Origin of the sequence: Cytobacillus sp. FSL R5-0377 (genome assembly GCF_038004385.1) — a bacterium.
In the GTDB taxonomy this organism is placed as follows: Bacteria; Bacillota; Bacilli; order Bacillales; family Cytobacillaceae; genus Cytobacillus.
The window spans coordinates 4,699,363-4,724,616 of record NZ_JBBORA010000001.1; the positions used below are offsets into that span (position 1 = coordinate 4,699,363).

At 35.7% G+C, this 25,254-nt stretch carries 27 protein-coding genes; 21 read left to right on the forward strand and 6 right to left on the reverse strand.

Going from position 1 to position 25,254, the window contains the following annotated elements:
• Positions 1-183 precede the first annotated feature (183 nt).
• From NSQ49_RS23745 to NSQ49_RS23790, 11 genes are all read left to right on the forward strand, one after another.
• The gene (locus NSQ49_RS23745; RefSeq protein ID WP_341071464.1) at positions 184-1,479 is read left to right on the forward strand and encodes an IS110 family transposase; all 1,296 of its coding nucleotides are present in this window, start codon (positions 184-186) and stop codon (positions 1,477-1,479) included.
• Positions 1,480-1,947: 468 nt separating this feature from the next.
• A complete protein-coding gene (locus NSQ49_RS23750) occupies positions 1,948-2,322 on the forward strand; it encodes a hypothetical protein (RefSeq protein ID WP_192908171.1) in 375 nt (124 codons plus the stop codon).
• Positions 2,323-2,677: 355 nt separating this feature from the next.
• Positions 2,678-3,394: an ABC transporter permease subunit gene (locus NSQ49_RS23755; RefSeq protein WP_226280679.1), complete on the forward strand. Its 717-nt coding sequence runs from the start codon at positions 2,678-2,680 to the stop codon at positions 3,392-3,394.
• Positions 3,387-4,307 (forward strand): ABC transporter permease, encoded by a 921-nt coding sequence (locus NSQ49_RS23760; RefSeq protein WP_192908172.1) that lies wholly within the window; start codon positions 3,387-3,389, stop codon positions 4,305-4,307. The genes NSQ49_RS23755 and NSQ49_RS23760 overlap by 8 nt, the downstream gene beginning before the upstream one ends.
• Before the next feature lie 99 nt (positions 4,308-4,406).
• Positions 4,407-4,892: a hypothetical protein gene (locus tag NSQ49_RS23765; protein WP_061794368.1), complete on the forward strand. Its 486-nt coding sequence runs from the start codon at positions 4,407-4,409 to the stop codon at positions 4,890-4,892.
• A gap of 235 nt (positions 4,893-5,127) precedes the next feature.
• Positions 5,128-6,423, forward strand: a complete 1,296-nt coding sequence (locus tag NSQ49_RS23770) for an IS110 family transposase (RefSeq protein ID WP_341071464.1) — start codon at positions 5,128-5,130, stop codon at positions 6,421-6,423.
• Between the two features lie 845 nt (positions 6,424-7,268).
• Positions 7,269-7,757: a hypothetical protein gene (locus NSQ49_RS23775; protein ID WP_071157477.1), complete on the forward strand. Its 489-nt coding sequence runs from the start codon at positions 7,269-7,271 to the stop codon at positions 7,755-7,757.
• A 70-nt stretch (positions 7,758-7,827) separates the two neighbouring features.
• Positions 7,828-8,559: a DUF6060 domain-containing protein gene (locus tag NSQ49_RS23780; protein WP_019379510.1), complete on the forward strand. Its 732-nt coding sequence runs from the start codon at positions 7,828-7,830 to the stop codon at positions 8,557-8,559.
• A gap of 332 nt (positions 8,560-8,891) precedes the next feature.
• Positions 8,892-9,188, forward strand: coding sequence for a hypothetical protein (locus tag NSQ49_RS23785; RefSeq protein ID WP_019379509.1), 297 nt, complete (start codon positions 8,892-8,894; stop codon positions 9,186-9,188).
• A 539-nt stretch (positions 9,189-9,727) separates the two neighbouring features.
• Positions 9,728-10,033 (forward strand): TIGR04104 family putative zinc finger protein, encoded by a 306-nt coding sequence (locus NSQ49_RS26760; RefSeq protein WP_159865337.1) that lies wholly within the window; start codon positions 9,728-9,730, stop codon positions 10,031-10,033.
• A 170-nt stretch (positions 10,034-10,203) separates the two neighbouring features.
• A complete protein-coding gene (locus NSQ49_RS23790; RefSeq protein WP_251285000.1) occupies positions 10,204-10,641 on the forward strand; it encodes a hypothetical protein in 438 nt (145 codons plus the stop codon).
• A 335-nt stretch (positions 10,642-10,976) separates the two neighbouring features.
• Here the strand turns inward: NSQ49_RS23790 and NSQ49_RS23795 are convergent, their stop codons facing one another.
• Positions 10,977-11,321, reverse strand: a complete 345-nt coding sequence (locus NSQ49_RS23795) for a hypothetical protein (RefSeq protein ID WP_159865344.1) — start codon at positions 11,319-11,321, stop codon at positions 10,977-10,979.
• A 194-nt stretch (positions 11,322-11,515) separates the two neighbouring features.
• Between NSQ49_RS23795 and NSQ49_RS23800 the strand changes: the two genes are divergently transcribed.
• Genes NSQ49_RS23800 through NSQ49_RS23810 form a run of 3 tightly spaced genes read left to right on the forward strand, consistent with a single transcriptional unit; the run spans position 11,516 to position 13,194 of the window.
• Positions 11,516-11,692 (forward strand): hypothetical protein, encoded by a 177-nt coding sequence (locus NSQ49_RS23800; RefSeq protein WP_159865347.1) that lies wholly within the window; start codon positions 11,516-11,518, stop codon positions 11,690-11,692.
• Positions 11,682-12,236: a sigma-70 family RNA polymerase sigma factor gene (locus tag NSQ49_RS23805; RefSeq protein WP_159865350.1), complete on the forward strand. Its 555-nt coding sequence runs from the start codon at positions 11,682-11,684 to the stop codon at positions 12,234-12,236. The genes NSQ49_RS23800 and NSQ49_RS23805 overlap by 11 nt, the downstream gene beginning before the upstream one ends.
• The gene (locus NSQ49_RS23810; RefSeq protein WP_159865353.1) at positions 12,223-13,194 is read left to right on the forward strand and encodes a DUF4179 domain-containing protein; all 972 of its coding nucleotides are present in this window, start codon (positions 12,223-12,225) and stop codon (positions 13,192-13,194) included. Before NSQ49_RS23805 ends, NSQ49_RS23810 begins: the two co-directional genes overlap by 14 nt.
• A gap of 153 nt (positions 13,195-13,347) precedes the next feature.
• On the opposite strand, the gene NSQ49_RS23815 is transcribed toward NSQ49_RS23810, so the two are convergent.
• On the reverse strand, positions 13,348-14,262 hold the full coding sequence (locus tag NSQ49_RS23815; protein ID WP_159865356.1) for a class I SAM-dependent methyltransferase: 915 nt from the start codon (positions 14,260-14,262) through the stop codon (positions 13,348-13,350).
• 295 nt (positions 14,263-14,557) lie between these two features.
• Between NSQ49_RS23815 and NSQ49_RS23820 the strand changes: the two genes are divergently transcribed.
• The 3 genes from NSQ49_RS23820 to NSQ49_RS23830 all read left to right on the forward strand — a co-directional run bounded on the left by NSQ49_RS23820 (position 14,558) and on the right by NSQ49_RS23830 (position 16,635).
• Complete coding sequence (locus NSQ49_RS23820) at positions 14,558-14,989, forward strand: hypothetical protein (protein ID WP_159865359.1); 432 nt, start codon at positions 14,558-14,560, stop codon at positions 14,987-14,989.
• Between the two features lie 297 nt (positions 14,990-15,286).
• Positions 15,287-15,676, forward strand: coding sequence for a thiol-disulfide oxidoreductase DCC family protein (locus NSQ49_RS23825; protein WP_159865362.1), 390 nt, complete (start codon positions 15,287-15,289; stop codon positions 15,674-15,676).
• Positions 15,677-15,753: 77 nt separating this feature from the next.
• On the forward strand, positions 15,754-16,635 hold the full coding sequence (locus NSQ49_RS23830) for a TIGR01777 family oxidoreductase (protein ID WP_251284996.1): 882 nt from the start codon (positions 15,754-15,756) through the stop codon (positions 16,633-16,635).
• Between the two features lie 194 nt (positions 16,636-16,829).
• On the opposite strand, the gene NSQ49_RS23835 is transcribed toward NSQ49_RS23830, so the two are convergent.
• Both NSQ49_RS23835 and NSQ49_RS23840 read right to left on the reverse strand, forming a co-directional pair.
• On the reverse strand, positions 16,830-17,576 hold the full coding sequence (locus NSQ49_RS23835; RefSeq protein ID WP_159865368.1) for an alpha/beta fold hydrolase: 747 nt from the start codon (positions 17,574-17,576) through the stop codon (positions 16,830-16,832).
• A 57-nt stretch (positions 17,577-17,633) separates the two neighbouring features.
• The gene (locus tag NSQ49_RS23840; RefSeq protein WP_159865371.1) at positions 17,634-18,164 is read right to left on the reverse strand and encodes a helix-turn-helix domain-containing protein; all 531 of its coding nucleotides are present in this window, start codon (positions 18,162-18,164) and stop codon (positions 17,634-17,636) included.
• 218 nt (positions 18,165-18,382) lie between these two features.
• Here NSQ49_RS23840 and NSQ49_RS23845 point away from each other — a divergent pair, with 218 nt between their 5' ends.
• From NSQ49_RS23845 to NSQ49_RS23855, 3 genes are all read left to right on the forward strand, one after another.
• A complete protein-coding gene (locus tag NSQ49_RS23845; protein ID WP_341071464.1) occupies positions 18,383-19,678 on the forward strand; it encodes an IS110 family transposase in 1,296 nt (431 codons plus the stop codon).
• 583 nt (positions 19,679-20,261) lie between these two features.
• The gene (locus NSQ49_RS23850) at positions 20,262-20,558 is read left to right on the forward strand and encodes a hypothetical protein (RefSeq protein WP_251285005.1); all 297 of its coding nucleotides are present in this window, start codon (positions 20,262-20,264) and stop codon (positions 20,556-20,558) included.
• 153 nt (positions 20,559-20,711) lie between these two features.
• The gene (locus NSQ49_RS23855) at positions 20,712-21,473 is read left to right on the forward strand and encodes a hypothetical protein (protein WP_251285004.1); all 762 of its coding nucleotides are present in this window, start codon (positions 20,712-20,714) and stop codon (positions 21,471-21,473) included.
• A gap of 173 nt (positions 21,474-21,646) precedes the next feature.
• On the opposite strand, the gene NSQ49_RS23860 is transcribed toward NSQ49_RS23855, so the two are convergent.
• Positions 21,647-22,852 (reverse strand): IS110 family transposase, encoded by a 1,206-nt coding sequence (locus NSQ49_RS23860; protein WP_251285006.1) that lies wholly within the window; start codon positions 22,850-22,852, stop codon positions 21,647-21,649.
• 492 nt (positions 22,853-23,344) lie between these two features.
• Here NSQ49_RS23860 and NSQ49_RS23865 point away from each other — a divergent pair, with 492 nt between their 5' ends.
• On the forward strand, positions 23,345-23,674 hold the full coding sequence (locus NSQ49_RS23865) for a hypothetical protein (RefSeq protein ID WP_251157597.1): 330 nt from the start codon (positions 23,345-23,347) through the stop codon (positions 23,672-23,674).
• A 206-nt stretch (positions 23,675-23,880) separates the two neighbouring features.
• On the opposite strand, the gene NSQ49_RS23870 is transcribed toward NSQ49_RS23865, so the two are convergent.
• Positions 23,881-25,116 carry an IS110 family transposase gene (locus NSQ49_RS23870; protein WP_251171169.1) on the reverse strand — a complete coding sequence of 412 codons (1,236 nt, stop codon included), beginning with the start codon at positions 25,114-25,116 and terminating at the stop codon, positions 23,881-23,883.
• Positions 25,117-25,254: the final 138 nt, after the last annotated feature.

Here is a 25,254-nt window from a genome sequence, read left to right on the forward strand (position 1 = left end):
GGTGCGTTGATCTAGGGGAGGATTAACGCCTTTTTTGTTGAATTCCTTTTTGAATTAAAGGGGCAGCATTCCTGTAATGAAGGAAAATGGAGTTTGAACAAAAAAATAACCTCTTGGTAGAATGAGAGAGTCCTGAAGCCGGCAAGCGAAAAGGACATTACTCAAATACCAGGAGGCTTTAAAATGAATTATAACCAGAATAAGAAGATTGCTCAAATTACTCCTTACACCCTGATTATAGGGGTGGATATCGCGAAATTCAAGCATGTGGCACGTGCCCAGGATTTCAGGGGAATGGAGTTTGGAACTCCTTGTTATTTTGAAAATACAAAAGAAGGTTTTGAGCATTTTCTTAATTGGATTTCGGAAACGAAGAAAGCACGTAGTATGGAGAAAGTGATTGTCGGTATGGAGCCAACAGGTCATTATTGGTTTAACCTGGCTCATATTTTAAAAGAGAACGAGATTAAGTTTGTAGCTGTAAATCCCTTGCACGTAAAGAAAAGCAAGGAACTTGATGATAATTCTCCAACTAAAAATGATGTAAAAGATGCCAAGGTCATTGCTCAACTGGTCAAGGACGGAAGATACGCCGAACCTACTATACCGCAAGGTGTTTATGCCGAACTCCGTGTGGCAAAGAAAATTCGCGATCTTTTAACCGAGGACCTTCAAACGGTCCAGGGTCAGGTGCATAACTGGATTGACCGGTATTTTCCGGAATTTCTTAAGGTCTTTAAGAAGTGGGAGGGCAAGGCTGCATTACAATTCTTACGGCTTTATGCTCTACCGCATGAAATAGCCAATTTCACAGAAGATGAATTGCTTATCCATTTAAGAAAATCCGTAAAAAGAAGTGTAGGTGCTAATAAGATTCAGGAATTAAAGCAAGCAGCGAGTCAGTCCATCGGACTTCGCCAAGGCTCTGAGATGGCAAAAATGGAGCTGAAAACTCTTCTGGCTAAATATGATTTGATTCAGAAGGAATTCGAAGAATTGGACGGAAAAGTAGATTCCCTGCTTGATGAAATTCCAGGTGTAGCGCAAATGTTAGCGATCAAGGGTGTTGGAAGAGATACTGTCGCTGGTTTCTTTGCGGAAGTGGGTGACCTAAGTGAGTACTCTCACCCCCGACAAATCATTAAGCTGGCTGGCTTGAGTCTGAAGGAAAATACGTCTGGAAAGCATAAGGGCAAAACAACCATCTCCAAGAGAGGCAGGAAGAAGCTAAGGGCTCTGTTGTTTAGGGTTTGCATGATTCTAGTTGCCAAAAATTCAGCTTTTAAGGCCCTGCATGCTTACTTTACACAACGGCCGGACAACCCGTTAAAGAAGATGCAATCCCTTATCGCTTTGTGTAATAAATTGATTCGTATTTTCTTTAGTATAAGTAAAAAGCAATTTGAATTTAGTGAAGAAAAGATGTTAAAAGATATCCCTCACTTGGCAGGATCAAAGAAGGCAGAACTGGCCGCTTAATTCTGGTTTCGTTTAGATTAGAAATAGTTCTTGGCTTATAGTTTTGGAGACATTTGAAGCACGGATTAGTCGGCAAAGCAACTAAATTACGGGCATGGACCCTGTGGGGCAGCATGGCCGACATCCACCTCATGGAAAGGTTGGACGAAGGAATTTGAGAGCGAAGACTCTGTGAGGCATGGGAGGGTTGACCTCCATGAGATATGTGGACATCTACCAGTGCGGTCATATTCTTACTACTCCACCAATTTCTGTAATAGATTGGTTAGTGGGTTGTAGCCCATTTTTCTCTGTATGTCTAAATATATCCTTTTCAGTGACTATCCTCCAATTGAAACCATTTACCGGCAGGTAAATAGCTATGAAAATCTAAGAAATCAGGAGTAATCGGGTGTGTATGCTTCTTTTATTGAGGGAGGTTTGTTGAAGTAGAAATGTTAAAATAGTGATAAAAAGGGTGATAGTAAAATGCCTAAATTTCCAGAAGAGAACGACTTTCTTTCTTTATTTGAATGTGAACCAACATTATTAGATACTACTTCAAAAGACTTACCATTCTATTATAATGAAACCACATACCGATTCTCTAATGGAGAGGAGGACTTTATTGTTAAGCTTTCCCCTTCCTATGGTGAAGTTAAAATACAAGTAACTCAACGTATTTCAAATAGATTGATATCAATTTTAGACCTAAAACGGGTCAAAAAATTTGAAATTACAGCAGATAAAAAAGAATGTGCCAGTATACTATTAACAGTCATTAATGAGGACTCTCAACAAAGTATTGAAATTGATTTTAAACCGTATTTCAAACAGATCTTCAAAGAAAAATTAACTCAATAAGCATAACTTCTAGCTAAATATACCAGTGCTTAGATCAAGACCAGCTGCCGAACCAGGCGGCTTTTTTGTTTAGCTTAAGGGTTGTTTGCAGAATCTGAAATGACAAATAAAAGGATTGTAGAAGTCTTTGGAGAATAACTTCAAGAATCTCAATTTTAAAAGGAGAAAAGTTGAGTTGTATTCTTTTAAAAGTTTAATCAAGCAACTTATCGGTTTTTTTCTATTGCTCATATTAGCTGCAATTCCTTTGGTTTTCCATAATACAGGGGATCCCTTACAGTCTCAACAACAAATTATATTTCACCCCCAACAGATTGTAATTCTAATAAAAGACTTTATAGCAGGAATTTTTTCATTGGACGCTTTTTATTATAAAACTGGTAGCAATACAAGGTTTTTTCCAGCTGATATTGTTGCCTATTTTAAATCGTCTTATTTTTATTTAACCTCGTCTGGATTGATTGTGATTACTTTATCTTTTCTGTTTGGAATATGGTTTTGGAAGACGAGTGTCAAGTACCTGAACGGCACATTGAGTTTTCTGGGGATGATCCCTGACTTTATCTTTATTTTACTAATGCAATTACTAGTAAACTTTATTTATAAAACTACAGGGATCAAGACTGTGAAGGTAGCTTCGCTCAGCATGGACGACCCGGCATTATTTCTTCCGATTGTTACTCTTGTTCTTATCCCCCTTATTTACTTAATAAGGGCACTGAATGAACATACACATGAAGTGATATCGGAGGATTATATACTAACCGCAATAGGAAAAGGGTTAAGCAAGCCGAGAATATATTTATTTCATGTAACAACCAATGTCCTTCCCTATTTAAAGGCGGATTTGAAAAAAATTACAGGAATCATGATCAGTAATCTTTTTGTGGTTGAATATCTGTACAATACCAGGGGAGTTACAACTATGCTGTTTCAAATTCAAGTGAAGTTTGGATATCAGTACAATTTAGTTGTTCTTTGCTTAATAAGCATAATGCTGCTTTATACTTCCGTTTTCTATACATATAAACTGTTCATATCTATCATAGAGAGGATTCTGAGGCATGCTTAAGAGTATGAATATAAAGTTAGTCCTTGGTGTCCTTTTATTTGGTGGTTTTATTCTGATTTCATTAATAGGCCCACTGATTGCTCCATATGAAGTTGACTACAATAAGAAGATTGGATATACCCAGACTGCAGAAGGCCAGCAATTGGTTTCCTCTCCATTCCCGCCATCACAGGAATTTAAATTCGGAACAGATAAATGGGGATACGATATTTTGACACTAATGCTTCACGGTGCAAAGTATACAGTGCTCGGAACCTTATTAATAGCGATTGCGAGAGTTTTACTTGGAGGTATTGCAGGGATATTAATGGGTCTTCATAAAAAGAAAAGAACACTAAGAAAAGCGACAATTTCAGTTTGGTCAGGCATACCAACCTTTGTTATTATCTATTTCATTATGGTTGGGATTAATATTAATCCCAGCATTCCTATATGGGGACTGATTCTGATTCAAAGCGTATTAATGATTTTCCTGGGTGTAAGCAGCGTTTATAATGTGATCTTTTCGAAAACAGCTGAAATAAAAAAAGAATTATATGTCGTTGCTTCAAAATCCCTTGGAGCATCAAACAACCATATAATGGTGAAGCATATTTGGCCCGCTTTAAAAGGGAACATTATGATTATCTTAATAAACGAAGCCATACTGGTTTTACATTTAATTGGACAATTAGGCATATTCAATTTGTTCTTTGGAGGCACTCACCAGCAATTCTTCCCCACAATTTACCTGTCTGTAACTCACGAGTGGTCAGGGCTAATTGGTCAGGCGAGAGGCTTTATGTATCATTCTCATTGGATTATCTTATTCCCTCTTCTGGCCTACATTCTGTTCTTGTTCTCCCTATACCTTACTTCGTCAGGACTAAGTGATTTACAGGTTAAAAAGGTTAGGAAAGCAAGCTTGCTGTAAATTTCATGGTATGGGCCATCAATAGCTAACGGGTCAGGTTAGTATAATAAAGGATATTTGAAGTTGACTGGGATTCATAAAAAGAGTGGAGTGGTGTTTATGTTTAAAAAAAGTTTCGTTTCAATTATTTCGATTATTGTTATCTTAACTACTGTTGGGTGTACAAATAAGAATAAGGAAGCCATAACTACAAATGTGGAAAATAATCTAGCACAAAAATGGAATCAAAGCCCTCTATTCAAATCTGGTAATTACACAATGATTGGTGAAAAAGGGCGCTTAGGTTTCATTTATGATGATACTGAGGTTGTTAGATTTTATCCAAATAAAACTCAAAAATATATGTGGCATTTTTGGGGAGAAGAACAAGAGTTTAACGGAAAACTTAAAATAGTTGCTATACATGAGAATGATGAAGAAGAGCAAATAACTGTGGCAGAAGGCGGACTAGGTGGTGATAATAACGGAGCAGACCGACACGCTCCATCTAATATGTCATTGCCAAAGAGTGGTATGTGGAAATTAGATGCTTATATTGGAGATAAACTATTCGGAAGTGTGTATGTTAAGGTCCATAAGAAATAAACTTCTAAAAAATGGTCGTTGTAGTTTTAAAAAAGTAAAATTTACTTCAACTAATGGGTGCACTGCTTAAAGAACGGCTGCCATTACAACTGTCCTTTTTATTCAACAAAAGGGGCAGCATTCCTGTAATGAAGGAAAATGGAGTTTGAACAAAAAAATAACCTCTTGGTAGAATGAGAGAGTCCTGAAGCCGGCAAGCGAAAAGGACATTACTCAAATACCAGGAGGCTTTAAAATGAATTATAACCAGAATAAGAAGATTGCTCAAATTACTCCTTACACCCTGATTATAGGGGTGGATATCGCGAAATTCAAGCATGTGGCACGTGCCCAGGATTTCAGGGGAATGGAGTTTGGAACTCCTTGTTATTTTGAAAATACAAAAGAAGGTTTTGAGCATTTTCTTAATTGGATTTCGGAAACGAAGAAAGCACGTAGTATGGAGAAAGTGATTGTCGGTATGGAGCCAACAGGTCATTATTGGTTTAACCTGGCTCATATTTTAAAAGAGAACGAGATTAAGTTTGTAGCTGTAAATCCCTTGCACGTAAAGAAAAGCAAGGAACTTGATGATAATTCTCCAACTAAAAATGATGTAAAAGATGCCAAGGTCATTGCTCAACTGGTCAAGGACGGAAGATACGCCGAACCTACTATACCGCAAGGTGTTTATGCCGAACTCCGTGTGGCAAAGAAAATTCGCGATCTTTTAACCGAGGACCTTCAAACGGTCCAGGGTCAGGTGCATAACTGGATTGACCGGTATTTTCCGGAATTTCTTAAGGTCTTTAAGAAGTGGGAGGGCAAGGCTGCATTACAATTCTTACGGCTTTATGCTCTACCGCATGAAATAGCCAATTTCACAGAAGATGAATTGCTTATCCATTTAAGAAAATCCGTAAAAAGAAGTGTAGGTGCTAATAAGATTCAGGAATTAAAGCAAGCAGCGAGTCAGTCCATCGGACTTCGCCAAGGCTCTGAGATGGCAAAAATGGAGCTGAAAACTCTTCTGGCTAAATATGATTTGATTCAGAAGGAATTCGAAGAATTGGACGGAAAAGTAGATTCCCTGCTTGATGAAATTCCAGGTGTAGCGCAAATGTTAGCGATCAAGGGTGTTGGAAGAGATACTGTCGCTGGTTTCTTTGCGGAAGTGGGTGACCTAAGTGAGTACTCTCACCCCCGACAAATCATTAAGCTGGCTGGCTTGAGTCTGAAGGAAAATACGTCTGGAAAGCATAAGGGCAAAACAACCATCTCCAAGAGAGGCAGGAAGAAGCTAAGGGCTCTGTTGTTTAGGGTTTGCATGATTCTAGTTGCCAAAAATTCAGCTTTTAAGGCCCTGCATGCTTACTTTACACAACGGCCGGACAACCCGTTAAAGAAGATGCAATCCCTTATCGCTTTGTGTAATAAATTGATTCGTATTTTCTTTAGTATAAGTAAAAAGCAATTTGAATTTAGTGAAGAAAAGATGTTAAAAGATATCCCTCACTTGGCAGGATCAAAGAAGGCAGAACTGGCCGCTTAATTCTGGTTTCGTTTAGATTAGAAATAGTTCTTGGCTTATAGTTTTGGAGACATTTGAAGCACGGATTAGTCGGCAAAGCAACTAAATTACGGGCATGGACCCTGTGGGGCAGCATGGCCGACATCCACCTCATGGAAAGGTTGGACGAAGGAATTTGAGAGCGAAGACTCTGTGAGGCATGGGAGGGTTGACCTCCATGAGATATGTGGACATCTACCAGTGCGGTCATATTCTTACTACTCCACCAATTTCTGTAATAGATTGGTTAGTGGGTTGTAGCCCATTTTTCTCTGTATGTCTAAATATATCCTTTTCAGTGACTATCCTCCAATTGAAACCATTTACCGGCAGGTAAATAGCTATGAAAATCTAAGAAATCAGGAGTAATCGGGTGTGTATGCTTCTTTTATTGAGGGAGGTTTGTTTAAGGAGGGAAAAATTTAAATTTTACAGGTTTGGTGCAATGATGATACCTTCTATCGTCTTAATCGTCTAATTAATCGTAAGGCGTAAATATTGTTAATTTGTTTATAAGTGGCTTTTTTACATTACTTATTATGTTTACCATAGGTAAGATCCCTATAAAGTGTAAAAAATTCAGAAGCGAGGAGGGGATAGGAAGGTCATACTAAAAAGAAATTATATGGTTGGTTGTGGCAGAAGGGTTTGGCCTGGGCAACAGCAACTCGTAAAATGGGGAAATAATCGTATCAACTTTAACTAATAAGAAGTACAATTCGAAAAGGATACTTCGATATTTCATAAAAAATTTCTAAATATTGTAATTTATATCGTCAGAAATGTATCATGGAGATATTACATCTTTTCTTAAAGGGGGATTTTAAATGAAAGTAATATTGCCTTTTGCAATAGCCCTGCTTGCACTAACAGGATGTTCTGCATTAGCAAGTGATGAATCTACTGAAACGAAATGGTTTGAAACCAAAGAAGAAACAATTGATTATGGCATTAAAGAAGAAAAGATTAAAAAAGAAGACATTATTGGGAAAGTTAGTGAAAACGGAGAAACATTTATTATTTATAAGAAACAATTAGAGGAAGGCTTAGGCGTAGGTGTATCAAGCATAAGTGAAAATGAAGGGCAATATGCCTGGTATGATCCTGATCAAGATGTACTTGTTAAGAATGATGAGGTCAAACAATATTCTTCTCAAATAAGTTGGGGAACAGAAACACAGTCAGGAAAAACTTTTACAATTTATACCGGAGTAAGTGAAGCAGAAGCTCCTGTCGTTAAAACAAAAACTGGCGAAGTAAGTCCCACAATTGACAACAAAACAGGAATTTATTTTTATATCCAACCAACTAAATAGGCCCAAAGACCCTTTACCAAATTTTAACAAAATTGGATAATTTAGATAATTCTGGTAAAGGAGGAAAAGTATGAGAAGAAGTATTAAAAATGTTTTTGCTGTCTTAAGTTTGAGTGTTGTTTTTTTAGGGGGATTTGGAGGATCTACATTCGCTGCAGGGTCGAAGGATGCTAATAAACCTGTAAAAATCGAGAAGAGAAATGCCATTTATGATGAATCTCTAGGAAAGTATGTAACACCTCTTAAGGAAGTAGATGGACAATTAGTTCCAGTTTCAAAAGAAGAATATGTAAATGAGATTGAAAATTCTGAAGAAGTTGACACTGAGGGTATGTTTACTGATGAGGATGCAACTGGTGATGGTGATGTATCAATCTTAAGGGATTATTACGAATACTACAGATACACTCCTTCTTCAACTACCAATGTGACTGGTGGTACTAAAAAGGTAACTGCAGACATCGGTTGTACTACATCTACTTGTAGAATTGATAAAGCAGTTAGTGTAACAGTATCCGCTACGTATAGTGTTTCTCTAACAGCAGAAAAAGATGCGATTAAGGCTAATGCAGGCTTTTCATGGACTAGTAGCGCATCTGACTCTAGCACATATTCTTTCACACTATCAAAAGGTGACTCTGGCTATATTGGATTCAAGCCATACTTAAAGAAAACTTCTGGAACTTTAAAAAGATATTCAAATTGGGATGGTTTACTATCTAGTAAATCAGCTTATGCTTATTCTCCGAGAAAAACCTCATCTGGTGAAGCAGATGGTTATTACTACTTTGTACATTATTAATAGCTGAACAAAAGGGTGTCTTGATAAGGACACCCTTTTGTGTTTAAATAATTCGAAAAAACAGCTAGTTCCAATAGAGGATGTTATACAAAAGGTAAATGTAGGCATTACTTTAACATCAAGCTGCACAATGGTGGCCTATTCTTACTTAACTAACGGGGCAGTTTTGTCGAATAAGAACTTGTTATAACATTGCATATTTATTAGTGGAGGATTCTTATATTAGCAAATTAATTAATGGCAGGTTATAAAACAATCAGGTATTTTAATAAAGGAGTGGGGCACAATTTTTAGAAAGTTATTCTTTAAAATATGAAGAGATTGCTTCTGAAATGGGCTTTCCTGATTGGAAATCAGCTTGTGAATATACATATTTTGTCTTCCATATTCCTGAAGATGCTCAATGGAGTGTCACTGAGCTGCCAAATAGAACTTGGGCAGTTTGGAATGACATAGGTGAACCTCCATATTCATTTCACCTTTTCTCAACTTGGCGAGAAGCAATTACCTTTTTAAGAAGTATTTTTGAAAAAGAGAAATACTTAGAGGATTATTGGGACCCAGAAGGATATGATCCAGGAGAAGATGTATTTTTAAAACCACCAGATAAACACAAAAAAGACGATTAATTATTTATTTTTTGATTGAATCCCTTATTCAATAAACGGGGGCAGTTTAGTGCAAGAAGAATAAAAGTAAAATGTTATAATGAATTTATTATTTTTTTAAAGGGGCAGCATAGGAATAAAAATCTTATGTCTTATTCTATTATCTTCTTAGGATTATGTATTCTTGTAGGTTCTTGGTTTATTTTACAATCTATACAATCCAATCAATTTAAAACATCACAGAAAGAACAATTTCGGTATGAATTAATTTCCCCAAATGATAGTAACATCATTATTTTTGATAAACAAAGTGGAGACTATTTTTCGAAATATATTGAACCTAATGAGGGACCGACCGAATGGCAAAAACAAAAATCACCAATATCTACTTCACCAAAGTTAATCTGAGATTTTATTGAGCTATGGAATGCCCTATGTACAAGGACTGCTGCCGAACTAGGCGGCTATTTTTTTGTTGAACTACAGGGGCAGGTTAGTGAAATAAGGTAGGACATTGGAATAAGACTTGAGAATATATATTTTTAAAAAGAAATATAGGGGTGATTACAATACAAAAATGCGATACTTGCAACAATCCATTTAAGTGGATTAAAATTTTTAGAGCTAATTGGTTTTACAGCACAATAAACTGCGACAGATGCGGCACAGAATATAAGATAGCATTTCCTTCTAGGTTTATTTGCGTCTCTTTTACAATAATACCAATGTGGATATATGGTTTGTTTGCATCTCCTTTCAGTAATGTTTTTACTACAATTGTTATATGTATCGCCACTGCGATTATTGGTTCTTTGTTCTCGCCTTTTTTAGTAAAATATAAGAAAGTTGCGAAGGGTTCACCGTAAGCTAAAGGGTACTTTTGTCAAAATTAACTGCTAATCGAGCAGTTTTTTCTTTATAAACTAACAGGGCATTTAGTGAAACACCTTGGCTTGGAAATGCGGGTTGGTTGTTGTGGATAAAATTAATTGAAGATGCGAAATATAACTGTAGATATTTTATGGGAGTGAGCATCGTGAAGAAAACAATTGTTCCTTTTACTATTTTATTAATGTTTGCCACAGATAACTTGGTTAATGCCAAACCTCCAGAGCCAAAGGAAATTAAACCATATGCAGAAGATTGGTATGTTACACCAGAAGATATTATTCGGGATATTATATTTCCAGTCATTGATAAAAGAGTGATGCAAGAGTATCCAGGTAATGATGCTGCTACCTTTGGTTGGCAGTCACAAAGGATTGTTGGTATTGTTTATAACAATAATCATTCTTATGATATTTCCATAAGTATTCACGTTCCTGACGAAAAAAATGCACCTGGCAACTATGCACATGACTTGGTTAAAGTAAGAGTATCTCCATCCTGCGATAGCCCCAAAATTGGATGTAGTCATGGTTTCAAAGTGGAATTATTAGATTATGAGCATTTAAATAAGGAAAAAGTGGAATAGGGTGTTGACTTATTGGTAGCACTTAACTTATATTCGACCATGTTCAACTTATTAAAATAAAGGCTGCAAAAAGGCAGCCTTTTTCTTATTGGACTAACAGGGGCAGGTTTATTGAATAAGGGACTGCATCAAAAACCACTCTTTAAGAACCTATCAGGAGCTTCTATAGAAAGCAAGTACCCCGTTTCTTCTCCGATGTTTATTTTTTATTCATAAAAATAATCTAAGCCCTAACATCAACAGGGTGGATTTTTACTTTAAAATTGATACACCTAAATCCAATATTTATTCTTTTTCATTTTGTTTTTGCTCATTAAGGGAGTTGGCAGCATCTATTAATTCCTTTTTAGCTTTAATATATCTACCGTTTCATCACTACAACATTCAAAAATAATATCGGAAGATGCTTCATCATCTTCTTGAAAACCACAATACTTTTTTAAGTTTTTTTCAAAAAATATGTAATTATCGTGGTTTCTGAATTCATCTATAATTTCCAAGCCTATACTTCTTAAGTAATTATTTATATCTTCCCTCTGTGTCGTGTACTTATTTATAACTTTTTCTACAACTAAACTTATGTTCAGAAAGCTTTCAATTGCTTTAATTAAGAATATAGTTTTTTCGTTTTTATCAATCTCATTAATACACCTGATTTGTTCCTTTAAAGTAAACTCCATATAAATCCCCCTTCATATTCGATGATAACCAGTAAAAATGAGAATTGTATTAAAATTGAATTAGAATTTAATGAAATTAATCTGATTTAGCTTAAGAAATTTACAAAAGGAAAAGGCATTACACGTTAGGGAAGTGATTTTAGAAACTTATGGGTTCTAATCCTGTTTCTTATTTTACCAAAGGGGCAGGTTAGTTGAAGAAGGTATTTGTTCAAAAAGAGTCGAACTATTTAATGGAATTTTATGCTTATGATTTGCCGATAGAATTTTCTATCGGTTTATTTTTTTTGGGTGATAGGATTTTTAGTCAAATTACGTATTTAATATATGAATACAAAAAAGTGACAAGGGGGGTTAAAGTTGAGTCTTGAAGAACAATTTCTTGTTGAACAAATAAAGTTAAAAAATGAAAAAGGCATTTCTAATATACTTGATAAGTATGGCGGATTGCTAAATGCAATAATTCAAAAATATCTTCAGAAAAATCGTCAAGATACTGAGGAATGTATGGCAGATGTTCTGGTATCAATCTGGTACCATATTGATTCATTCGACCCTTCAAGAAACGAATTTAAAAATTGGATTGCAGCTATTGCAAAGTACAAAGCAATTGATTATCTGAGGAAATCAGAACAGGAAAAGCAATATTTGAGTAAAGCTGAATTGTCGGAGGGAAATTTGGGACAACTCGTTTCCGATAAAAACAAAGTTGATACGGAAAATTTATTAGATGAACTTCCTGAATTAGAACGGTCAATATTTGAAAAATATTATATAGAAGGGTTTCCTTCAAGGGAAATTGCAAAGCAGTTTAATACAAAAGAATCCTGGGTGCATAATAAGCTCTCCAGGGGTAGAAAAAAATTAAGAAGTATATTAATGAGAAATGAGGTGAAAAAAAATGACTATTTATAACAAGCTTAACGATGTAGAAATCAATTTGGATGAATTTGAAGAAATTGAACTTTCAAAATTGGAAAAGAAACGAATTTTGAAGAGAGTTAAAAAGGACATCTCTTTAGGTGGAACTCGAAAAAAATGGGTAACTATAAGCGTGGGTGTGGCTGCTATTATCATGAGTGCTGTTTTAATAATCGATAAAGAGACTGTTGCAGATATGCCCTTTATTGGAGAAAAGATAGAAAAATATATAAATATTAACGAAAATCTTGATTATTCCTCATATAAAACAAACATAGGGAGTACTGCAGAAAATGGGCTTGGTAAATTAACATTAAATGAAGTAATTGTTGACGATCAACGTATATATGTAAGTTCTACCTTCCAGCCAACAAAAAATGTTGATGTGGATTACCAAACTGCTATTACACCCAGAGTAAAGATAAATGGGCAAGATACTTCACTTACAACTGGTGGAGAAACAATTGAATTAAGTAATAATATGTTTACCATATTTAACGATATAGAATTAAGCCAGGAAATTAAAACAGAGGAAGTTGATATTGAAATTATTTACGACAGATGGGATCGTACAATTATTGATCAACCTTGGGTCTTTAAAATTGGAGTCAGCCAATCACGGTTAATGAAAGAGAAAAAAGTGTTCGATATGAATACGCAATTAACGCTGAATAATGGGGAAATTGTTACTCTCCAAAAAGTAGTCACAACACCAATGTCAACAACAGTTTATTATAATTTGTCCCAAAGCAGCAGTGAAGATATACGTTTTAAAATCCAAACACAAGAGGGAACAATTGGGGAGTTTAGCTCGGCTTTTAATTCAAATAGTCCAGGGGTTATGTCCTATGCTAGGTTTAATGGAATTACATTGAACAGTGGGGAATACTTCCTGATGGCTTATGATTCGAATGATAACGAACTAATTAAAGAAGCAGTTCCAATAAAATAGTAGGAATGAAAGTTAAAAATCAGCTGCCAATCGGCGGCTTTTTCTTAAACAAACGGGGCAGGTTTGTTTAATAGGACATATTAACTGGGATTCCTTTTTAGAGAAATTAAAAACCGCTCAATCATCAATCGTGTTGAGCGGCAAATAAGAATATTATTTTTTTACAGCGTGGATATAGTGAATTGTTTCGAATGCAGTCAAATAATCCGTCCGATTACTAAAGAAACGGTCATTTATCTGAACTGGTGACAAATGTTCATAAATCAGTAACCCTGATTTTTCTAACATATTCTCGATCTCATTATAAGTGAAACAGGATTTCATTGGTTCTCCACTTGCCGAAGCCATTTTCACCATATTTTCGACTCTATTAGAGATTCCTTTTTCTTCAAAGAGGTTTTCATCCGCATAGTCAAAAACGATAGAACTTCCTATTGGGGCTTTAGCAAATAGACTACTTATTAAACGTGAATTTTCTTCTTTAGTCAAATAATAAGACACACCCAAAAGGCTAAAGAAAGTCTTTTTGTTTTCAAAGCCTTCATCTATAAGTTTTTGAAAGGAGAACTTTTTGGTAAAGTCCATTGAAACAAAATGTAGATTCCCCGAGGTTATAAGGTTGGCATTATCAAGCCTTTTCTTTTTAAATTCCTGTGTAGATGGATGGTCAATTTCAAATATCTCTAATATTTTTTCTAATCCAGGATGTCTGAAACAAAAAGTATCTAAGCCGGCTCCAAGTATTACGTACTGTTTTAATCCTAACATTATTTCATTTAATAATACTTTTTCGCAATACGCTGCACGAGCTAGAGGTGTAGGAGAAAGCTGGACTTGTGTAATCCATTTTAAGACTTCTTCCGATTTACCTTGCAACGTTTGAGCAATACCTTCGTTAAAAAATTGTATACCATTAATCATATTCTCACTGATTTCTGAAATCTCTTTTTTGGAAATTAGTTCTTGTGCAACATAATCATCAAAAATTTTAGGTGTGTCATATTGACTGTGGTATGCTCGACCAAACGCTGATATTAAGGACGTTAAACTGGATTCATTGGGCTTCATTCAATTGCCTCCTCTTAAACGAAAATAAGATTCCCCGGCCAGGAGAATCTTATTATACACAGAGGTTTGTAACTTGTAAATTATAGCATAAATAGGATTTTTTGTCAAATCATTTGACTGTGCTGTATCCTGAAATAAAACAAAATTTGTGAATGCTCCTAAACAATAGGGTGCATAACTTTAAGATCCGGCTGCCGAACCAGGCAGCTTATTCTTATTTGAAAAAGGGGCAGGATAATTCAATAGATGATAGCAATAGTAAGAGTGATTAACGTAATGGTAGGAAGTGATGTAAATGTCGGTATTCATTCAAAATAGTCATAAAAGCATAATTAACTCAATTAAGTTTAGAGAGAAAGATTTCGCAGTTTTGAGTATTGGTGTTATGTTAAGAGATTTTGAAGGGTTTACCTATAACTTTATAAAAGGTACTTTCAAGTTTCCTTTATTCTTTGTTTTACCAACGTTTTTTATTGATGATGAAGAAACAGGAAAGATGAAACAGCTTCAAATCGATTATCTTATTAATAAAAATAGTAAATGGGTGATTCTTAAAGTAGATTCTAAAGCTCAATTTAAACTAATAACCAAATATTGTGAGTGGTTGCTTATAATAGTTTTGGTTCGTTTATGTTCCAAGGTGAAAACATCCTTTATAAAGACTTATATCCAAATGTGCATTGGGACCATCCAACTGAGTTCCTTAATCTTAATTGGGATAAGGTAGCAACGTTAATTGATATACATAAAGTTGGATACACCGTAATTACTAACGATATTAGAATCAATAGCACAATAAAATTGTTAAACTATATTCCTAAAGAGTATGAAATTGATTTAGAGAATTGTGATATTTGATTTCAAGGTGCTTCAACTGGGAACGTGGGCATTAACCTAAGAACGATTGATTCCTTTTGATCTTGAATTTTCTTAATGTAGAAACGTGGCAGTTTAGTTGAATAACTAAAATTGTAAAACAATATAGAAATAATAAACGTTATACTAAAAGAAAGGTGGGATTGGAATGGAAAGAATTATTTTATTTGATGGAGAGTGTAATTTTTGTGACCAAAGCGTTCAATTTATCATCAAAAGAGACCCAAAAGGACACTTTAAATTTGCTTCGTTACAAAGTTATTTAGGAAAAGAATTATTGAATAAGCATAATGCTCCAGAGGATATAGATAGTTTTGTTCTTATAGAAGATAACAATTGCTACTTTAAATCATCGGCAGCCCTTCGAGTTTGCAAAAACTTGAAAGGAGCATGGAAGATACCTTATGTCCTGTTAGTTATCCCAAAACCCATCAGAGACTTCTTTTATGGGCTTATAGCTAAAAATAGATATAAATGGTTTGGCAAAAAAGAAAGCTGTATGTTACCTTCCCCCGAAGAAAGAAAACGGTTCTTATAATATTTGAAGAAATTGCTTGAGTATAACTATGGGAGGCTAGTAAGAAGCCGATTTATAAAACAGATTGGAGTTTTTTTATGAAAGTAGTTTTAGCAGGTGGAACAGGCTTTATTGGTGAATCTTTTAAGAACAAATTTAAGGAATTAGGATATGAGGTACATATCATATCAAGGCAAAAGCAACATATTTCTTGGGAAGATAAATTGAGTATTAAAGAGGCATTGGAAGATACTGAACTACTAATCAATCTTGCGGGGAAATCTGTGAATTGTCGATACAATGAAGCAAATAAGAATGAAATTATGAATTCAAGGATAAGGACAACTAAAATACTTGGAGAAGCTATACAGGCGTGTACTAATCCACCTGCCATTTGGATGAATTCCAGTACGGCAACTATTTATCGGCACGCAGAAGACCGTCCAATGACTGAAGAAAAAGGAGAAATTGGTTCAGGATTCTCGGTTAATGTTGCAACAAACTGGGAGAAAACCTTCTTTTCCTTTGACTTACCAAAAACAAGGCAAATCGCCTTACGCATAGCTATTGTATTAGGTAAGGATGGTGGAGTTATGACACCTTATCGAAATTTAGTGAAGTTTGGACTTGGAGGGATTCATGGAACGGGAAACCAAAAGTTTAGTTGGATACATATCGACGATTTGTTTCAAATCGTTCTCTTTTTGAAAGATAAAGAAGAGCTAAGTGGTGTTTTTAATTGCTCTTCACCACAACCTGTTAGTAATCGTGAATTAATGAAAGAACTAAGAAAAACGCTGAATGTTCCATTCGGTTTACCTTCACCCAAATGGATGTTGGAGATTGGCTCATTGCTAATTAAAACAGAAACGGAATTGGTGTTAAAAAGTCGGTGGGTTCTCCCAGACCGGTTAGAACGTGAAGGTTACACGTTTACTTTTAAGACACTTGATAAGACATTGCAAGACATTCTAAAGTAATGAAATGTTCTATAGATAAAGATTGTGAAGAGTTACACTTAAAGTAAAGGGTGCTTTCGTCCAAGATCAGCTGCGAATCAGGCAGCTTTTTCTTATGCAACAAAAGGGGCAGGATAGTTAAATAAAAGATTCAAACTTATACTAATATATTTCCCATCCTGCCGTGTCAGTGGAAATTACAAAATGCAAAATACTTACTTACTTACCATCTCGACCATTTCCCTAATTGCTTCAATAACAGCTTCTGGTTTATCAATGTGAATAGCATGTCCCGCCTCTTTAATGATTATATGTTTGGATTTTGTTGACAAAGTTGCTAGTTCCTTTTGAAAATTCATCCATACGGCCATTGAGTCTGTTGTGTGAATAGGTTGGGTGCAGCCAGTCATTACCATAAGAGGAGTATTCCCAATGTCTGCTCCCCGAACTTGTTCTAGACTTTCTTCAAATTCAGTAAGGCTGCCTTCTATACCTTCTACGTGGAATTGAGCAAAATATCCTTCCTGAGCCTCTTTTGATATTAAAGGAGCCATTACTTTATTCTGGTCTTCGTGGCAAGACTCCAATAGGATTACTCCGGCTATCTCTTTTGGATACATATTCGTATATAATCTAGCGTTTACTCCCCCAAAAGAGTGCCCCACTAATATAAATGGGGGCTTAATATTGGCTTTTTGAAGCAGTGTTCTAAGGTGCTCAACGATTTGTAAACTATGTTTGGAGTTGTTCCCCTGGCTACTATTGCCTACACTTTCTCTGTCATACATAAATATCTTCGCAAATGTTGAAACATCTTCTCTAATCGGTTGCCAATTCTCCAATGGCCAGCCATATCCGGACATAAACACTATAGTTGGGCCATCGTTCTGCTCACCAAGGTATTCATAATATAATTCGGCTCCATCAATATTTATCCATTGACCGCTTACTTTAGTATCCATAATTTCCTCCTATAATAAGTAATGTTAATTTATAAATCTGCTTCCCTTAAAGTTAATTTAATCACCAGTTGGGATGAAGGTGGTTGCTAATTTGATCAATTTCCTGTCAGGCGAAGGTTTCTTACTAACAAATTCTCCAATTAAAACACGGTAACGATCAAAAAATTCTATCATCTCCTCTTCAGATAAGTGAAGAGGGGTAATTCCATATCTAAACCCATCCTCTATATAGTTCTCAACATCACGACTCAAAAGGTACTGCTGCATTTCCATTAAAAGGTGGGTGTTATAAACCATAAAAAAACGAAGGTGTTCATCTTGTGAATAGGCGGCAATATCTTGAGGAGAAAGCTGGAGATGTTCGTCAACCACACTGTAAATCTTCTCCGGTGTTCCCCTTACAAGTCTTTCCTCACTGACCTGAACCAGACCGGCATCAACTAAAGTACTTAGTTGACGGTACATGGTAGCTTGTGGCACATTTCCTAGTTTTTTAACTAGTTGATATACTGTCAATTTTTCTTCTAACAAGGCTTGTACGATACGCATTCGAACAGGGTGCAGTAATATATCTGCTTTATTTTTCATTATTATCACCTCTAACCATTATCATTATATAAAACGATAATGGTTTTGTTACAAAATGTAAAGGCTAAGACATCTTTTTGCATTTTTAACAAACGGGGCAGCATTCCTGTAATGAAGGAAAATGGAGTTTGAACAAAAAAATAACCTCTTGGTAGAATGAGAGAGTCCTGAAGCCGGCAAGCGAAAAGGACATTACTCAAATACCAGGAGGCTTTAAAATGAATTATAACCAGAATAAGAAGATTGCTCAAATTACTCCTTACACCCTGATTATAGGGGTGGATATCGCGAAATTCAAGCATGTGGCACGTGCCCAGGATTTCAGGGGAATGGAGTTTGGAACTCCTTGTTATTTTGAAAATACAAAAGAAGGTTTTGAGCATTTTCTTAATTGGATTTCGGAAACGAAGAAAGCACGTAGTATGGAGAAAGTGATTGTCGGTATGGAGCCAACAGGTCATTATTGGTTTAACCTGGCTCATATTTTAAAAGAGAACGAGATTAAGTTTGTAGCTGTAAATCCCTTGCACGTAAAGAAAAGCAAGGAACTTGATGATAATTCTCCAACTAAAAATGATGTAAAAGATGCCAAGGTCATTGCTCAACTGGTCAAGGACGGAAGATACGCCGAACCTACTATACCGCAAGGTGTTTATGCCGAACTCCGTGTGGCAAAGAAAATTCGCGATCTTTTAACCGAGGACCTTCAAACGGTCCAGGGTCAGGTGCATAACTGGATTGACCGGTATTTTCCGGAATTTCTTAAGGTCTTTAAGAAGTGGGAGGGCAAGGCTGCATTACAATTCTTACGGCTTTATGCTCTACCGCATGAAATAGCCAATTTCACAGAAGATGAATTGCTTATCCATTTAAGAAAATCCGTAAAAAGAAGTGTAGGTGCTAATAAGATTCAGGAATTAAAGCAAGCAGCGAGTCAGTCCATCGGACTTCGCCAAGGCTCTGAGATGGCAAAAATGGAGCTGAAAACTCTTCTGGCTAAATATGATTTGATTCAGAAGGAATTCGAAGAATTGGACGGAAAAGTAGATTCCCTGCTTGATGAAATTCCAGGTGTAGCGCAAATGTTAGCGATCAAGGGTGTTGGAAGAGATACTGTCGCTGGTTTCTTTGCGGAAGTGGGTGACCTAAGTGAGTACTCTCACCCCCGACAAATCATTAAGCTGGCTGGCTTGAGTCTGAAGGAAAATACGTCTGGAAAGCATAAGGGCAAAACAACCATCTCCAAGAGAGGCAGGAAGAAGCTAAGGGCTCTGTTGTTTAGGGTTTGCATGATTCTAGTTGCCAAAAATTCAGCTTTTAAGGCCCTGCATGCTTACTTTACACAACGGCCGGACAACCCGTTAAAGAAGATGCAATCCCTTATCGCTTTGTGTAATAAATTGATTCGTATTTTCTTTAGTATAAGTAAAAAGCAATTTGAATTTAGTGAAGAAAAGATGTTAAAAGATATCCCTCACTTGGCAGGATCAAAGAAGGCAGAACTGGCCGCTTAATTCTGGTTTCGTTTAGATTAGAAATAGTTCTTGGCTTATAGTTTTGGAGACATTTGAAGCACGGATTAGTCGGCAAAGCAACTAAATTACGGGCATGGACCCTGTGGGGCAGCATGGCCGACATCCACCTCATGGAAAGGTTGGACGAAGGAATTTGAGAGCGAAGACTCTGTGAGGCATGGGAGGGTTGACCTCCATGAGATATGTGGACATCTACCAGTGCGGTCATATTCTTACTACTCCACCAATTTCTGTAATAGATTGGTTAGTGGGTTGTAGCCCATTTTTCTCTGTATGTCTAAATATATCCTTTTCAGTGACTATCCTCCAATTGAAACCATTTACCGGCAGGTAAATAGCTATGAAAATCTAAGAAATCAGGAGTAATCGGGTGTGTATGCTTCTTTTATTGAGGGAGGTTTGTTGAATAAGAAATTGTTATAACATTACATATATATTGAATGGAGGATTCTAGTGAATTAATTAATGGCAGGTTATAAAACAATCAGGTTTTATAATAAAGGAGTGGGGCACAATTTTTAGAAAGTTATTCTTTAAAAGATATGAAGAATTTGCCTCTGAAATGGGTTTTCCTGATTGGAAATCAGCTTATGAAAATACATATTATGTCTTCCGTATTCCTGAAGATGCTCAATGGAGTGCCACTGAGCTACCAAATAGAACTTGGGCAGTTTGGAATGACATAGGTGAACCTCCATATTCTTTTCACCTTTTCTCAACTTGGCGAGAAGCAATTACCTTTTTACGAAATATTTTTGAAAAAGAGAAATACTTAGATGATTATTGGGACCCAGAAGGGTTTGATCCAGGAGAAGATGTATTTTTTAAACCACCAGATAAACACAAAAAAGACGATTAGTAGATTATTAATTTTTTGGTTGAATGCCCTTAGTTAACAAACTCTGTTTTGGTATAGATGGAGATTTTCTCCAAAATTAAATTATGCGGGACTTTTGTAAAGGAGAAAGTAGTAGGAATATAAAAACATTATTTAAAGAAAAGGTGTAATGATTTGGATAAGCGTATACAAGTTGATGTAATAAATGATTTCTATGGAGGAAAAATACTTAATATTAGTAAAAAAGAAAATGGATGCTTAGTCACTATAGATTTATCAGAATATAACAAAGACGGTTTTTCCTTGTTAAGGTGCAATTTCATAAATTGCACAGAATTTCAGGTACAACGTAAAGAGGATAGGGAATACAAGAATATTAATGAATTACACAACTATAAAATAGAATTAAATGATTCTTATTTAATCGATAGTAGGGTAGTTGTTAACTGCGAACTTAATGGGGAAAATAATGCAAGAATCTTAATAGAAACAGAAGGTATAAAAGTATTCGATGAATTTCATAATGAGGTTTCTCTGTTGGATCTTTCAATTACTAGTGGATTATGTAGTAGTGGTGCAGGAATAGATTTTGCAATCGGCATTACAAGAAAAGAAGCAGCATTATCAGAAAACATCATTAAGTTCAATGAAGAATTGCACGGTTATCTAATAAATAAAGAACGATATATTCAACGCTATCATGAAAAGGGGCCTAAAAAGGAGATTGATTTGCTCATAGGATTAGACCCGTATGGCGATAAAATCTTTACCGAAAAAAAAATACAACAATTAATAGTTATTTGCGATCGTTTATCGATAAAATACCATTCAAACAATCTAAATGACCAAAAAATAAGATATTTTGCTGAAAAGCTAAAAGAACTATGTATTGAAGCCTTACAGAAAAAGAAACGGATATTTGCATTTGGGGATTAGAATAAAATATGGTAGGTACTGATCTGTCACACTGACAGCTTTTCATTTTCTGTTAAAGACCAGCTATAAAAAGTCAAGTAACTAATAGCATTATCTTACGAAAAATTATCATAGAATTTAGGCATGACAAAAAAACCTAGAGTCGCCGATTTTTAAAAAATGACTATCATAGGTTAATTATTTTCTGTTTCGTTAAGACGAGGTTGATAGGGTTGTCCGTCTCTCAAAATTGCAAAAATAATGTGGGTTAGTTTTCGAGCAACTGCCCCAATAGCAGTACCATGTGCTTTTCCTCGATTCCGTAATTTTTGATAATAAAGGGAGAGTGCCGGGTCATGAAAACTAGCAACAAATGCAGCTTGCCATATAGCTCTTCTGAGGTAAGGAGAACCACGTTTTGAGAGCTTAGTGCTAGATCCATTAAAGTCACCAGATTGATGAACGGAAGCATCTAGTCCAGCAAAAGCCACTAATTGTCCAGGGCGTTCAAAACGGCTAATGGAGCCTATTTCACCTAATATAACGGCAGCTGTTACATCACTTATACCCGAGATCGTCGTGAGAAAATGTTCTTGTTGATTGGAGAGTTCAATCATGGCATTTTCAATTTCCGTTAGCTGCTTTTCAAACAAACTTATCTGTTCAAGCAACAGGTGTATTTGCATTTTAAACACGTCTGTACCAATCGAAATGCCAAAGCTATTCTGTGCGCTATCTTTCAATTGTTCTGCTTTATTTCGAGCCCTCCACTGACCATAACGTCCTTTACTGACTCGGTAGAGTAACTCAGCGAGTTGGTCTGTATCAATGGTTAATAAATCTTCTGGTAAGGGATACTTTAGAAGTATTTCAGTAGAAGAAGCGCCAAAAACATCAGAGAATATCTCCTCATATTCAGGAAATACCTGATCTAATAACGCAATTATTTTCCTTTTAACATCTGAAGTTTGATCAACTAAAGAATAACGTAAACGCTCTAATTGTCTAAGTTGAAGCAAATCTTCCTCAACAAACGGTGTTTCGTCTGGAGAATCAATTCGAATCACTTGAGCAATAAGATAAGCATCCTTTACATCCGTTTTTGTCTTGCGAATATAAAAATTGCGCAAGGCATCTGACTGCATAGGATTAAACGCAGTAATCTTAAATCCAAGCTTATGTAGAAAAGAGAAGACGGAAAGCCAATAATGTCCTGTAGCTTCCATACCACAAGTACAATTATCAGGTGTAATCTCATGGCGGTTTAAATATTCAAGTAGTTTTTCGCTTCCTGATTTGGAATTGGAAAAGCGTAAGGTTTTACCTATGGGATTTCCCTTTTCATTAATCAAACCAGCTTCGTGATGACGTTTACCAATATCAATGCCAAGATAAAACATTACATAACACCACCTAAATATTATTATCCAGATGGAAGGGGTCCTCTTTTACTTTATAGATATCCAACCTCGTTCGATATACGACAACTATGTGTCATCCAGCTCATTCGAATAGTTCTATAAAGAAAGAGGTGCCAGTCTTTAACACGAAGACGTAGCTTCAAGGGCGCGAGCGACAACCTCTATCTGAATACGATCATTATATCTTGTGGAAAGGTATAATGATTTAAAAACCAGAAAAAATCTGGTTAATAATAATATACGAGGGCGCAGATTAGTTGAATAAAAGTCCCATATGTTAGGAAGGGGATTACTTACTCTTAATAGAATATATTAGTTCAGTATTAGCTACCAAACTAGGTAGCTTTTTCCTTATGAACTAAAGAGATAATAGCTGGCAGGAGCTAAATTCATTGAGGATTGGCAGCCTGTTATTCGACTAGAGGGCAGAAAGTTAAATATATTTTTAGTAAGGTGGTATTTATTTAAGTAATGAGGTCCATCAAAAAGTTAATTGTAAAGAAAGAGGTAGTCTTTTTAGTAGTTATTGCAATAATTTTTTTATTATTACACTCAAAACCAGATACGGCAATAAGGACAAAAGTGTTTTTTATGGGATATCCAAAGGCTGCTTTAACATCAGTGATTATTGATGATGAATTTCATAATGAAGTAGATAAGGCTAGATTTGCTGAATTAAATGCAAAAGCATATACCCTAACAAAACCACCAATTGAAAAAGCTACTCAAGGAGAGTTAAGAAACTATCTTGTAAGGAAATTTGGATTTTTACATTTTGCTGAATATTACGGTGAAGGGTAAAAAATTTAAGTAACGGGGGCAAGAGTTGAATATTCAGTTTGGATATTTAGCTCTTTTTTCTTCTTCAACTAAACCAGCTAATAGTTTGTCAATATTTTTCAATAAAAACTTAAAATATCTCATGCTATACTAAAAATGTGCATGCCAAATAACCTTCCGTTATTCTGGTTTTGGAAGGTTTTGTGTTATTTAGTTTATTTTTGGTTCTAAGCTAAATCTTGGAAAGTGGTTCTGTTCTTTAAAAGGGCAAATATCCAATGTAAGAGTTTATTTACGCATGCAATTACAGTTACTTTAAAGGGTTTTCCTTCGCCACGTTTCTTGTCGTAAAACTCTCGCATTTTCTTGTTGCGAGGGATGATTTCATCCGTTGTTTTCTTTTTACGGCAATCACGAATCGCACAACGAACAGCCATATATAAGGCGTGACGAAGCCTACTTGACCCTCGTTTTGTAATTCGATTCTTTGTGGCTGTAAACTTACCAGATTCGAATACACTTGGATCAACTCCAGCGAAAGCTACCAGCTTTTTAGGATTAGTAAATCGATCTATCTCTCCAATTTCTGAAATAATCGTTGCAGCGATTTTTTCCCCGATACCAGGGATAGATTTGATAATATTATATTCTTCAATTTCTTTAGCGAGGGCATCTATCTCCGACTCCAACTTTGATAGGTGCTCTTTGTATTGAAGAATCATATTAATATACATACCAAGGCTTAAAATATGACTCTGGTAGACTGTCTTTTCAAAAGGGTTACGAGCTGCCGCAGCCTTAAGTTTAATCGCACTTTCTTTTGCCCACCTAATTGATCGACTTTTACATAATTCATGTATCTTATCTGTAATTGTTTCTTCACTTGCTTTAATAATATCCTCGGAAGAGGGGAACTCTGAAAGCGTTAAGAGTGATACCACCGAATATAAATCTCCAAAAACCCCCTTATATTCTGGAAACACTTGTTCAAGAACAGCTTGAAATTGAAGCTTCGTTTGAATTGTTACTCCAGTAATATTTTCATGCTGTCTTGTAAGATTTCGAAGGTTTAATAATTGAACACCTCTCTTTTTATAAGGCTCTAACTCCTCTTTGTAGAATAACTCACAAAGAAGATAGGCATCTACAGCATCTGTCTTTACTTTTCTTAAACTTGAGCCTCTTGCCTTGTATGAAATCAACGGGTTGATAATAATCAATAAATAACCTCGTTCTTCCAAATAATGAACAACAGGAGTTTGATAGTGCCCAGTAGCTTCTAGAATGATTGAAGGCTTCTTACCAGACTCTTTTTTCACATCCTCCAGAAACGATACAAGATAACTTAGCCCTTCAACTGTATGAGATACTTTAAAACTCTTTCTGAATGGTTTGCCTTTATCTAAAAATGCTTGAACTTGACTTTCCCCTTTTGAAATATCCAGACCAACGACTGGATTCATTCTAAATCCTCCTCCTAAACATGTAATTTACCAGTACCCCTAATTTCTCCTTGCAGTGTCACAGCTTCGCTTGTTATACGAGATCAAAGTCCCAACCAGCCTCAATCATGTTTCTACAAGTAGGGGGCGAACCGTTTA